This is a genomic window from Pedobacter sp. 05L430 (assembly GCF_056397585.1).
The window spans coordinates 43,346-56,517 of record NZ_JBFTNT010000009.1 but is presented as its reverse complement, the minus strand read 5'-3'; the positions used below and the strand labels follow the sequence as shown (position 1 = coordinate 56,517).

The window sequence follows — 13,172 nt, the reverse complement described above, 5'->3', positions numbered from 1 at the left end:
GTTACATACTGTTAACATTAACCAAATATTACACTAAAAAACGAGCCCAAATATGAAAGTATTTTACCTTACGAAGCACTGTCTTCTGGTGCTTTTAACACTAGCTGTTTTTGCAGCAAATGCACAAACCAGTTCACTAACTGGAAAAGTGCTCGATGAAACTGGATTGCCTTTGCCAGGAGCATCAATACAGATCAAAAGTTTAAATAAAAGTACCACTACTCCGGCCACTGGAATTTTTCAGCTAGGTGGGCTAAAGAATGGTGTTGTAATTGTTACTGTTACCTACATAGGTTATGAGACCCTTAATCAGCAGGTTACTATCAGCGGAAACACGAATGTAGATTTTAATTTAAAGCCAGACGCTCAAAATCTTAGCGAAGTGGTTGTAATCGGTTATGGTACTTCGGAGAAGAAGAACCTAACAGGATCAATTACCACTGTTAGTGCCAAAGATTTCCAGAAAGGAGCAATTACTACCCCAGAGCAGTTAATCCAAGGCAAGGTTTCGGGTGTAAACATTACCTCAAATGGTGGGGCACCCGGTGCTGGAAGTGTTATTAGGATTAGAGGGGGGGCATCTCTTAATGCAAGTAATGACCCCCTTATTGTAATTGATGGGGTGCCATTAAGTGGTAATACTATTGGTAATGCTCCAAGTCCACTTGCGTTAATAAACCCAAATGAGATTGAAAGCTTTACTGTACTAAAAGATGCAAATGCAACGGCAATTTATGGATCAAGGGCTTCTAATGGAGTAGTTTTGATCACTACTAAAAAGGGTTCTGCAGGTACGCCGGTAATTAATTTCAGCACAAATAATTCATATGCAACTATTGCAAAAAAAGTAGGAGTACTTTCTGCCGATCAGATAAGAACAGTTGTTAATGATAATCCAGATGTTAAATATGATGACAATCCTGATCATACATTTAAAGCTTTGCTAGGGAATTCCAATACGGATTGGCAAGATGAAATCTATAATAATTCATTCACAACAGATAATAATTTAAGTCTTTCTGGAGCTTTCCATGGAGTGCCATATAGGGTTTCTGGGGGCTATTTAGACCAAAAAGGATTGCTAATAACAGACAGATTAAAACGCGCTACTGGTGGGTTCGGAATTTCACCAAAGTTATTTGGTGACCACCTGAAAATTGACCTGAATTTAAAAGGATCATTAACAGAAGCTCATTTTGCAAATCAGGATGCGATACAAAATGCTATCCAATTTGATCCTACCCAATCAGTTTATGCAGAGAATAAGTACGGTAACTATTTTGAATGGATTCAGGGGGATGTTCCTAATCCGAATGCGCCAAGAAATCCAGTTGGATTGATCAGATTAAAAGATAATAACGGAAAAACTGAGAGAAGCTTTGGTAACGCGCAATTTGATTACTCTTTTCATTTTTTACCTGAATTACACGCTAACCTTAATTTAGGCTATGATGTTTCAAAAGGTTATGGAACCGTTCGTGTGCCAATATATGCAGCTCAGAGTGCAGCCACACAAGGCTCATTTACACGATCAGTAGGCACTCAAAGAAATAAAGTTTCGGAGTTCTATTTAAATTATGCCAAATATGTCGAAAGTATTAAAAGCAAGTTCGATGTAACTGCAGGTTATGGATATTATGACAACTCATCTACTACATATAACTTTGCTAGTTACAAAGGTACCGGAGAAGTTATATCAACGCCAACTTTCCCGTTTGCAGTAGAGCGTGAAAAATTGCTTTCATATTATGGCAGGTTTGTATACACCCTTGCAGATAAATATATTCTATCAGCAACTATGCGTGCCGATGGTTCCTCGAGATTTGCAGAAGAAAATCGCTGGGGTTATTTCCCTTCTGTAGGTTTTACCTGGAGAATAATTGGCGAGGATTTTCTTAAAGACAGTAAAGTTTTGTCTGACTTGAAATTGAGATTAAGTTATGGAGAAACCGGAAATAAAGATGGAATTGGTAACTATAATTATTTGTCAAAGTACTATTCAAATACCGGGCAAGGACAATACCAGATTGGAGATACTCTTTACGACTATTATACACCAGCAGCTTACGATCCTGATTTAAGATGGGAAACCACTACAACCTATAACGCTGGTTTAGACTACGGTTTCTTTGATGGACGCATTTATGGTGGGATTGATGTTTATTATAAAAAAACAAAAGATCTATTATCGACTGTTGATATTCCTTCTGGAACCAATTTTAACAACAGGTTGTTAACCAATGTTGGTAATATGGATGTAAGAGGAGCAGAGGTTAATTTGAACTTTTCGGTAATCAAAGGTGAAAATGCCAACTGGGATTTTGGAGTAAATGCTGCCTACAATAAAAGAAAGGTAACCAATCTTTCTCTAAACCCTGACCCTAAGTTTATAATTGATGCKGGTGGTATCACAGGTGGTACAGGAATAAACCTAAAATACAATGCAATCAACCAGATTCCGGGTTCTTTTTATGTGTATAAACAAGTTTACGACTCAAATGATAAACCACTGGAGGGTGTTTATGCAGATTTAAATGGAGATGGTATTATTAATACGGGTGACCAGTATTTCTACAAAGCACCTGATCCTAAATTCACATTTGGTTTTAATACTTCTTTCAATTACAAAAAATGGACTTTAAGCACAGTTCTAAGAGCTAATCTAGGCAATTACATCTATGATAATGTTTCTTCAAATTTTGGTGTTAAAAGAAATATCCTAAGCCCTACAGGTTTGATAAACAATGCCACTACCGATATCTATAATACAAACTTTACTAATAACCAGTACCTAAGTGATTATTATATAAAAAATGCATCTTTTTTAAAGATGGATAATGCCGGGATTGCTTTCGACGCAGGAAGAATATCCAAAAGTAATAATATGACTTTGCGTATATCGGCTAATTGTCAGAACGTATTCGTAGTTACAAAGTATAAAGGCCTGGATCCGGAATCAATTCTAGGGATTGATTATAACCTGTATCCACGACCAAGAACATATACTTTAGGTTTTAATGTTGGTTTTTAATTAGAGAAATAGAATGAAAAATTTATATAAAGTATTAGCAGTTTCAACCATTGTATGGCTGTCTGTTTCTTCATGTAAGAAGAGTGATTTGAACTTAACACCCACCAATGATCAAATAGCGTCCAGCGTTTATTCAACACCGGCAGGTTATAAGCAAGAATTGGTGAAATTGTATGCAAGCTATGCCTTAACCCATTCAAGTGGCGCAACTGCTGAAAGTGATATAGGTGGCCTGAATCCTGGTTTTACCGATTTTTTAAGATTGTTCTGGATGTCGCAAGAGCTAACTTCAGATGAAGCAATTTGTTCTTGGAATGATACTGGAATTCCTGATTTGAATCAGATGACCTGGACTTCAGAAACTACATTTTTAAGAGGGTTATATTCACGCAGTATTTATCAGATTACTGTTTGTAATGAATTCCTTCGTGAAAGTACACCAGAGAAACTTTCATCAAGAGGGATTTCAGGGGCTGATGCTACGGCTATTCAGAAATACCGCGCCGAAGCCCGATTCTTAAGAGCATTTCAGTATTGGGTATTATTAGATGGTTTTGGGAATCCTCCGTTTATAACTGAAAACGATGTTATTGGTAAAGTTCCGCCTAAACAAATCAAGCGTACAGACTTGTTTAATTATGTTGAATCAGAACTAAAAGCAATTGAATCTGATCTTGCTGATGCCCAAACGAATGAATACGGCAGAGCTGATAAAGGTGCTGATTGGGCCCTATTGGCAAGGCTATATCTAAATGCAGAAATATACACCGGCACGGCAAAATACACAGAAGCAATTACCTATTCGAGTAAAGTTATTAATGGCGGTTATTCTCTTGCCAGTACTTATAAAAACCTATTTCTAACAGATAATAACGTTACAAGTAAAAATGAATTAATTCTAACCATTAATTATGATGGCATTCATACTCAGAATGATGGAGGAACAACATATCTTATCAACGCAGCTATCAATGGAGATATGAATCCGGCTTCTTTTGGTGTGCCAACCGGTGGGTGGGCGGGCAACCGTACTAAGAACCCCCTTCCTCTGATTTTTGGAGATTACAGCGGTAACACTGATAAAAGAGCGATGTTCTTTGGAACAAAGCTTGCCAACGATGAAATGGGTGTTTTCTCTGATGGTTTAAGAGTTACTAAATTTAGAAATGTAAACTCAGCAGGGGTTCCAGCTCCTTCGATTGAGGGCAAGTTTTCTTCTCTTGATTTTCCATTATTCCGCCTGGCTGAACAATATTTGATTTATAGCGAAGCTGTTACCAGAGGAGGCTCTGGCGGTAATGCAGCTCAGGCCCTTACTTATGTAAATAACCTACGTGAACGTGCTTATGGTAACACTTCCGGAAATGTGGCCTCTCTATCAATTCCTTTTTTCTTGGATGAAAGAGCCAGGGAGTTGTATTGGGAAGGTTTTCGTCGAACAGATTTAATCCGTTATGGTAAATATACAAATGCTTCGTATGTATGGCCATTTAAAGGTGGTGCTAAAGCTGGTACCGGAGTATCTGATACAAGGAATTTGTTCCCGATACCATCTGCAGATCTTATTGCTAATACAAATTTAGTCCAAAACGCAGGTTATTAATTTAACATAAAGAAGAATTATTGAGATGAAATCACTAATCATAAAATCCATTGCTTTAGGTTTAATAACCATAGGGCTTTGGTCTTGTAAAAAAGAGGAAACAAAGGTAGTTGCCTCCTCGGGTACCCCGGGAACTTTAAAGTCATCTGTATCTACATTGGTATTGGATAAGGCTAAGCTAAATACCGATGTAATTACACTTGATTTAACTAATGCATCATTCGGATATCAGGCTGGTATTACAAATGTGCTTCAATTGGCAGTTAAAGGGACGGACTTTAAAACACCTAAAGAAGTTGCCTTAGAAGCAAATGCACTCTCTAAAGTATTTAAGGGTGTTGATTTTAATAATTTGTTGCTGGCACTGAATTTATCATTGAGATGCGGGGGGTGGTAAAATAAGTCCGACTGCAGGTGATAATTTTAAAGCTCCTGCTGCAGGTGCATTTCAGCTTTTTGTTGATTTAAACAAAAATCAAATAGAAATTACTCCAATAGTGTTTGCACTTATTGGAGATGCAACACCAAAAGGATGGGATGGAGATACAGATATGGCCTATGCCCATGGCGTTTGGACAGTTACAGCTGATTTAAAAATTGGTGAAATGAAATTCAGGCAAGATCATAAATGGGATGTGAACTATGGCGGTAGTGGTGGAACTGCAGTTTTTAATGGAGGCAATATTAAAGTTACTTCGGGAGGTAGTTATACCGTTACATTCGACGTAAACAATTTGAAGTATACCCTGGTTAAAAACTAACTTTCATATATAGATATTACCCCGCAATGCTCAATCTTTGCGGGGTATATATCGCCTAATCTCATATTTTTTATAACCGATTAAACTTAAAAAATGAGGAAATCATTTATTCTATTGTTTCTAGTCTTATTAACGACAAGGGTTAATGCCCAAAAGCTAGAACGTGTTGAACCTATGTTTTGGTGGGTTGGAATGTACAATCCCAAGTTACAACTTCTTGTACATGGCACTGAGATAGCTGCTTTAGAGGCAGAGATCAACTATCCTGGAGTGAAACTTGCAGAAATTCATAAAGTTGAAAACCCAAATTATCTTTTCCTTGATCTTGAAATATCCGCAGAAGCTAAGGCAGGTAAATTCCCGATTGTATTTAATAAAAATGGCAAAAAGAAGCTGCAATATGTTTACGAACTTAAAAACAAAGAACAATCTTCGTCCCGAATTCAGGGAGTAACAAGTAAAGATCTTATTTATCTGTTAATGCCAGACCGTTTTGCAAATGGTGATAAATCTAATGATGTAATAAAGGGCATGCGCGAAACTAAGTTGAATCGCGATTCGATGTATTACCGTCATGGTGGTGACCTGCAAGGATTAATTGGTAAACTCGATTATTTAAAAGACCTCGGTATTACCACCATCTGGATGACACCGGAAATTGAAAATGATATGCCACTTGCTTCATATCATGGCTATGCTGCTACCGATCATTATAAAATTGATCCGCGCTATGGCACCTTAGAGCTTTACAAAACATATGTTAATAAAGCACACGAAAAAGGGCTAAAGGTGATTAAGGATGTTGTGCATAACCATATGGGAACCGGTCATTGGTTCTATAATGATATGCCAATGAAAGATTGGGTTAATCAATGGCCGACTTATACACAAACCAGCTATCGTGATGAGCCTGTAATGGATCCGCATGCTTCTGAAACAGATAAGAAAAAAATGCTTGACGGGTGGTTCGTGCCTTCAATGCCAGATTTCAATCAGAAAAACCTATACGTTCAAAATTACATTACTCAAAATCACATCTGGTGGATTGAATATGCAGGTATTGATGGATTAAGATTAGATACTTATCCGTATAATGAACCTGAATATATGAGAGATTGGGCTAAAAAACTAAAGGCCGAATTCCCGACCCTATCTATTTTTGGTGAAACGCTTGTGAATTCTGTTGCAGCTCAAGCTTTTTTTACTGGGGGAAGCACCGTAAGGCCAGGCTTTGATACCGAATTGCCAGGAATAACCGATGCGGTTATCAAAAATGCAATTTATGAAGCCTTGAATGGGAAGTCGGGATGGACTGATGGGATCTTTAGGCTTTACACCACCATTGCTCAAGACTTCCTTTATAAGGATGCAGACCAGAATGTAGTCTTCCTTGACAATCATGATATGAGTAGGTTTTATTCTATGGTTGGTGAAGACCTTAATAAATTCAAAACAGGTATGTCTATTTTATTAACCATGCGCGGAATACCTCAAATCTATTATGGCACAGAAATACTAATGAAAAACTTTTCTAACCCTGATGGATTGGTGCGCTCTGATTTTCCAGGTGGATGGGAGGGAGATAAGACTGATAAATTTACAAAGAACGGTCGCACGGTTCAGGAAAATGAAGCATGGAATCATATCAGTATTCTTGCCAACTATAGAAAAGGGAGTATAGCATTGCAAACAGGTAAGTTAATGCAATTTGTACCTGAAGATGGATTGTACACTTATTTCAGATATACTGAAGTTGGTAAAAAAGATGTCATGATTGTTGTTAACACGGAAGATAAAGTAAAAGAGTTAGATACCTCTCGTTTTGAGCAGCGTCTCTCAAAGTTTACTTCTGCCACTAATGTCCTCACAAAAGAAAAATTAGGCAGTATTAAAACCATTTCAGTTCCCGCAAAAACAACACTTGTTTTAGAATTAAACTAGATGCAACATACACAACAAATAGCCTGCATATTCGATCTTGATGGAGTATTGGTAGATACAGCAGTTTATCATTATAAAGCATGGAAACAGCTGGCCAATTCATTGGGCTTTGATTTTACTCAATTGCAAAATGAGCAATTAAAAGGAGTAAACAGAATGCGTTCATTAGAAATGATTTTGGATTGGGGTGGTATGCAGAAATCTGCTGAAGAAAAAGAAGAATTAGCAAGTCTCAAAAATTCATGGTATGTAGCTATGATCAATAAAATGACAACAGATGAGGTGCTGCCTGGTTCTTTAACATTATTAACCGAATTAAAATCTTCAGGTATAAAAATCGCTTTAGGATCGGCAAGTAAAAACTCATCTATTATTTTACAGCGTACCAATCTTGCACATTTCTTTGATGCAATTGTGGATGGTAATTCAGTAACAACCTCCAAACCAGATCCAGAAGTTTTTTTGAAAGCGGCAGAAATGTTAAATACAGAACCTGAAAACTGTGTTGTATTTGAAGATGCGCAAGCAGGGGTAATGGCTGCACTTGCTGGAAATATGAAAGTTATTGGAATAGGTGATGAAGAACATCTGAAAGAAACGCACTTAATAGCAAAAGACTTGTCAGAGATTACACTTGGTAAAATCCTTGCCCTAAGGAATAATTAATTTGAAAATGCATAAGGCCAATTAACATTAACTACCAGAGAAGAATAGACGATGAAGAATTATATAAAACCAGATGAATGGAATATTATAGAGGAAGGCTTTGATCCACATTTAAATAAAATATCAGAAAGCATTTTTAGCATCGGCAATGGTCGGATGGGACAGCGTGCTAATTTTGAGGAAGCTTATTCAGGAGAAACCCTTCAGGGAAATTATGTGGCAGGAATCTATTATCCAGATAAAACCCGTGTTGGATGGTGGAAAAATGGCTATCCTGAATATTTTGCTAAAGTTCTTAATGCCACAAACTGGGTAGGTATTGATATTAGGATTGGGGATGAGACCCTTGACCTCAATAACTGTAAGGTTACAGCCTTCAAACGTGTATTAAATATGAAGGAGGGGTATCTTACACGCTCATTTATTGCCGAAAATAAAAATGGGAAAGCTGTTAAAGTTATTGCCAAACGATTTTGCAGTATTATAGATGATGAAGTGGGAGCATTACATTATCAATTGGTGCCACTAAACTTTGAAAACATTGTATTATCTGTTACTTCTTTTATTGATGGAGATGTAAAGAATGAAGACTCCAATTATGATGAAAAGTTCTGGAATGAGGTAAGTAAAGAGCAGGATAAGAATACCGATTATTTATTACTAAAAACAAAAAAAACTGATTTTGATGTTTGCACGAGTGCAAGATCAACCATACTGATAAATAATGAAAGTGTAAGCTTAAGTCCGGTTATGAGTGAAAAATACCTTGGCCAAACAGTTAAGGTAAATGTTAAGCAGGGCGATGTGATTGATGTTTATAAAATTGTATCCAATCTAACTTCCGAGAATCACGAGAAGCAGGTGCTAATTGAAAGATCAAAACAAGTAATCGATCAAGCTTCTGCCAAGGGTTTTGAACAGTTGCTGAAAGAACACTCAGATGCGTGGGCAGTTAAATGGCAGGAAAGCGATATTGTCATTGCTGGTGATGTTGCTGCTCAGCAAGCAATTAGATTTAACATATTTCAATTAAATCAAACTTATACGGGTAAAGATGCAAGGTTAAATATCGGACCTAAAGGGTTTACGGGAGAAAAGTATGGTGGCTCAACTTATTGGGATACCGAAGCCTATTGTATTCCTTTCTATTTATCAACAGCTCCTCAGGAAGTAGCTAAAAACTTATTGGTATATCGCTATAAACATCTTCAAAAGGCAATTGAAAACGCATCAAAGCTTGGTTTTAAAGATGGGGCCGCCCTATATCCGATGGTAACAATGAACGGAGAAGAGTGCCACAATGAATGGGAGATAACTTTCGAAGAAATTCATAGAAATGGAGCCATAGCATTTGCCATATTTAACTATGTCCGTTATACTGGTGATGAAAGTTACTTAAGTGAATATGGATTAGAAGTTTTGATTGGCATTGCTCGTTTTTGGAAACAAAGGGTTAATTGGAGTACAGAAAAGAATAAGTATGTAATGCTGGGGGTAACTGGGCCAAACGAATACGAGAATAACGTTAATAACAACTGGTATACCAATACACTAGCAGCGTGGTGCCTGAAATATACTGTTGAAGTGGCGGAAATAGTGAAGGAAAAATACCCTGAGCAATACCAGAACGTAATATTAAATGCAAATCTGAATGCGGAGCTGGAGTTTGCCGACTGGACCAAAATAGTTACCAATATGTATTATCCTTATGATGAAAATACAGGAGTATTTTTACAACAGGATGGTTTTATGGATAAGGAGCAGATTCTGGTTAAGGACTTGGCGGCGGAAGAACGGCCTCTTAATCAAAAATGGAGTTGGGATAGAATATTACGATCGGGTTTCATTAAACAGGCGGATGTGCTACAGGGAATGTATTTCTTTGAAGATGATTATGAATTGGAAACCTTAAGGAAGAACTTCGATTTTTATGAAAGCAGAACTGTTCATGAAAGCTCGCTCTCACCCTGTGTGCATAGCATATTAGCAGCAAAACTTAACGACGAGCAACGAGCTTATGAATTTTACTTACGTACAGCGCGTTTGGACTTGGATGATTATAATAATGATACAGAAGACGGCCTGCACATCACTTCTATGGCAGGTACCTGGATGAGTATTGTTGAAGGATTTGCAGGAATGCGTGTAAGAAACAATCAACTAAAGTTCAGTCCGTTTTTACCTAAACAGTGGGATTCTTTTTCGTTTACCATTGGTTTTAGAGGAGTACAATTAAAAATAAAGATAACTATACGCCAAATTATCATCACCAACAATTCAGGGCAAACCCTTGAAGTGCTTATATTCAATGAATTATATAGTATTCCCAAAGGTGAAAAGGTGATTTCTTATAATGGAACAGTGGTATGATAAGAGTTAAAGTTATGTCTTCATCTGCACAAATGATTGAATTTTAATATGGAAAAGAGTAGCATTAAACTAGCTAAACCAAGATTATCCTTTTGGAATATCTTCAATATGAGCTTTGGATTTTTAGGAATACAATTTGGATTTGCATTACAAGGTGGGTTCATGTCAAGAATTTTCCAAACCCTGGGGGCAAGCGAAGGCGAAATTCCGATGCTTTGGGTAGCTGCGCCGCTAACAGGTTTACTTGTGCAGCCAATAATTGGTTATTTAAGCGACAGGACATGGCACCCAACGTGGGGACGCAGGAAACCTTTCTTTCTAATAGGAGCCATTTTAAGCACCTTAACCTTATTCTTTTTACCACATTCACCTGTACTTTGGGTTGCAGCGGGATGTTTGTGGGTTCTGGATGCATCTATAAATATAAGTATGGAGCCTTTTAGAGCCCTTGTAGCCGATAAGTTGCCTGAATCTCAACGGTCTTACGGTTTTGTAATGCAAACTTTAATTATCGGGGTAGGCACATGGATCGCTAGTAATTTACCTTGGTTAGTGAATAAATTAGGTGTATCAAATGTTGCTGATCCTGGCATAGTTCCTCTTTCAATTAAAATAGCATTTGCTATAGGAGGAGCAGTCTTTCTCTTATCAATATTATACACCATTTTTACGACCTCAGAATATCCTCCGGAAGATCTCGCAGAACTAAAGAAGTCAAACCATGAGAGTAGGGGACTTTTAAACGGAGTTAAGGAAATTTTTCAAAGTATATCCAATATGCCAAAAACTATGGCACTTCTTGGAATAATACAGTTCTTTAGCTGGTTCGCTTTTTTTGCTATGTGGAGTTTGGCTACGCCCGCATTAACTGATCATGTTTTTAAAGCACCATTGCCTATGGAACAAGCCTATAATATGAGTAATGTTGCATCAAAAGCACTGTTTGCTGATGCCAGTAAGGCATATAACAATGCGGCTGATCTTGTAGGTTCTTATATGGGGATGTATGGCTTATCATCGATGGCTTTTGCCTTAATATTAACACTATATGCGGCAAAGCGGGATATCAATAGAAAATATATTCATATGATTAGCTTGCTTGCAGGTGGCATTGGGTTTATCTCGATGTACTTTATTCGTGATCCGGAATATCTGATTTATTCTTTTATATTAATCGGAATTTCGTGGGGTAGTATACTTTCTATGCCTTATGCGATGCTTTCAAGTGCGATACATGCAAAGAAAATGGGGATGTATATGGGGATCTTTAATATGTTTATTGTTATTCCACAAATTATAGCGGCAACTGGAGGGTTAAATTTTCTTTATCATTTAATTTTTGGTAAGGAAGCCATTAATGCCATGTTACTTGCAGGCACTTCATTAATTATCGGAGGGTTGGCTAATTTTCTGATTACTGATCCAAAGGTTATTAAACATGTAAGTACAGATTTATAACATAAAGGTTGACCTGATTATAAACTTACCGTAAACTTGTATCTACAATAAAAAGGAGTTGAACAGGTAAAATAAAATACCTATTTTTACAGCCCGCTTATGGAACAGATAAAAACATCATTTGATTTTGAAAAACCTTTAGCTGAACTTGTTCAGCAAATTGAAAAGGTTAAACAGGTTGCTGATAAGACAAAAGTAGACATGTCTGCTACCTTGGCAGAGCTTGAAGAAAAATTGGAACAAACGCAGAAGACACTTTACAGCCATTTAACAGGCTGGCAAAAAGTTCAAATGTCTCGTCATCCGGAAAGGCCTCAGACTTTAGATTACATCAGCATGATCTGCGATGATTTTATTGAAATGCATGGCGACAGGACTGTAGGAGACGACAAAGCAATTATTGGTGGATTTGCTACTATTGATGGTAAAACGGTGATGATTATCGGCCATCAGAAAGGGAAAAACACAAAAGAGCGTCAATACCGTAATTTCGGAATGGCTAATCCTGAAGGCTACAGAAAAGCACTTCGCCTAATGAGACTGGCTGAGAAGTTCAACAAACCTGTTATTTCTTTTATAGATACGATGGGTGCATATCCTGGGCTTGAGGCTGAAGAGCGCGGACAGGGAGAGGCAATTGCCAGAAACTTATTAGAGATGTCTGTGCTAAAAGTACCAATCCTTTGTTTTGTTGTTGGTGAAGGTGCCTCTGGGGGAGCTTTGGGTATTGGTATTGGAGATAAAGTGTATATGTTAGAGCATACCTGGTATTCGGTAATCTCTCCGGAATCTTGTTCTTCAATTCTATGGAGAAGCTGGGATTATAAAGAAAGAGCCGCAGAATGTTTAAAGCTGACTTCTGATGATATGTTCGAAAACAAACTTATCGATGGTATTATAAAAGAACCACTTGGTGGTGCACATCAAAACCCAGAACAAATGGCTGGAACTATTAAAAAGCAGATTCTCGATGATTTGAAAACGCTTACTAAGGAGAAAACTGAGAAGATGATTGCCACTAGGATTGATAAATTCTGCACAATGGGAGTTGTTGTAGAAGGGTAAGCTCGCATTCTGCTCCCCGGCTGCATTAATTTGGCTCAGAAAAAGAGCCAAATGAACGCTAGGTCGGTTCACAGAAAACTCGCTTCCTACCGCCTAAAATAATCAAAGGATTATATAATTAAATTTGTAATAACAGAAAAAGGCCCCGAAATTTTATCGGGGCCTTTTTCTGTTATGTTTTTTAATAATTTTCTAAATTTTGGAAAGGGATCTGGCTAATTAATCAGCACTCATTCCTGATTTGTTTTTGTTTGGTAGTAAGCGAGTTTTCTGTGAA

General features: G+C 37.4%; 9 protein-coding genes. All 9 read left to right on the top strand.

Going from position 1 to position 13,172, the window contains the following annotated elements:
- Window positions 1-52 precede the first annotated feature (52 nt).
- The 9 genes from AC1DG9_RS04320 (at window position 53) to AC1DG9_RS04280 (ending at window position 12,895) form a co-directional block, all read left to right on the top strand.
- On the top strand, window positions 53-3,031 hold the full coding sequence (locus tag AC1DG9_RS04320; protein ID WP_172661541.1) for a SusC/RagA family TonB-linked outer membrane protein: 2,979 nt from the start codon (window positions 53-55) through the stop codon (window positions 3,029-3,031).
- A 13-nt stretch (window positions 3,032-3,044) separates the two neighbouring features.
- On the top strand, window positions 3,045-4,634 hold the full coding sequence (locus AC1DG9_RS04315) for a RagB/SusD family nutrient uptake outer membrane protein (RefSeq protein ID WP_172661540.1): 1,590 nt from the start codon (window positions 3,045-3,047) through the stop codon (window positions 4,632-4,634).
- A 25-nt stretch (window positions 4,635-4,659) separates the two neighbouring features.
- Entirely contained in the window at window positions 4,660-5,031 is a 372-nt protein-coding gene (locus AC1DG9_RS04310; RefSeq protein ID WP_477634332.1) for a SusE domain-containing protein, read from the top strand.
- A 100-nt stretch (window positions 5,032-5,131) separates the two neighbouring features.
- Window positions 5,132-5,395: a hypothetical protein gene (locus tag AC1DG9_RS04305; RefSeq protein WP_477634331.1), complete on the top strand. Its 264-nt coding sequence runs from the start codon at window positions 5,132-5,134 to the stop codon at window positions 5,393-5,395.
- A 93-nt stretch (window positions 5,396-5,488) separates the two neighbouring features.
- Entirely contained in the window at window positions 5,489-7,336 is a 1,848-nt protein-coding gene (locus AC1DG9_RS04300) for a glycoside hydrolase family 13 protein (protein ID WP_337717222.1), read from the top strand.
- On the top strand, window positions 7,337-8,002 hold the full coding sequence (gene pgmB / locus AC1DG9_RS04295; RefSeq protein ID WP_288884395.1) for a beta-phosphoglucomutase: 666 nt from the start codon (window positions 7,337-7,339) through the stop codon (window positions 8,000-8,002).
- 51 nt (window positions 8,003-8,053) lie between these two features.
- Complete coding sequence (locus AC1DG9_RS04290; RefSeq protein WP_337717220.1) at window positions 8,054-10,372, top strand: glycoside hydrolase family 65 protein; 2,319 nt, start codon at window positions 8,054-8,056, stop codon at window positions 10,370-10,372.
- Window positions 10,373-10,420: 48 nt separating this feature from the next.
- Window positions 10,421-11,830, top strand: coding sequence for an MFS transporter (locus AC1DG9_RS04285; protein WP_288884398.1), 1,410 nt, complete (start codon window positions 10,421-10,423; stop codon window positions 11,828-11,830).
- A 99-nt stretch (window positions 11,831-11,929) separates the two neighbouring features.
- A complete protein-coding gene (locus AC1DG9_RS04280; RefSeq protein ID WP_288884399.1) occupies window positions 11,930-12,895 on the top strand; it encodes an acetyl-CoA carboxylase carboxyltransferase subunit alpha in 966 nt (321 codons plus the stop codon).
- The last annotated feature ends 277 nt before the right edge of the window (window positions 12,896-13,172 follow it).

Bases quoted from the DNA above. Each gene is read 5' to 3' on its own strand.
- AC1DG9_RS04300 (WP_337717222.1), top strand. From the start codon at position 5,489: ATGAGGAAATCATTTATTCTATTGTTTCTAGTCTTATTAACGACAAGG.
- AC1DG9_RS04315 (WP_172661540.1), top strand. From the start codon at position 3,045: ATGAAAAATTTATATAAAGTATTAGCAGTTTCAACCATTGTATGGCTG.
- AC1DG9_RS04290 (WP_337717220.1), top strand. From the start codon at position 8,054: ATGAAGAATTATATAAAACCAGATGAATGGAATATTATAGAGGAAGGC.
- AC1DG9_RS04285 (WP_288884398.1), top strand. From the start codon at position 10,421: ATGGAAAAGAGTAGCATTAAACTAGCTAAACCAAGATTATCCTTTTGG.
- AC1DG9_RS04280 (WP_288884399.1), top strand. From the start codon at position 11,930: ATGGAACAGATAAAAACATCATTTGATTTTGAAAAACCTTTAGCTGAA.
- AC1DG9_RS04310 (WP_477634332.1), top strand. From the start codon at position 4,660: ATGAAATCACTAATCATAAAATCCATTGCTTTAGGTTTAATAACCATA.
- pgmB (WP_288884395.1), top strand. From the start codon at position 7,337: ATGCAACATACACAACAAATAGCCTGCATATTCGATCTTGATGGAGTA.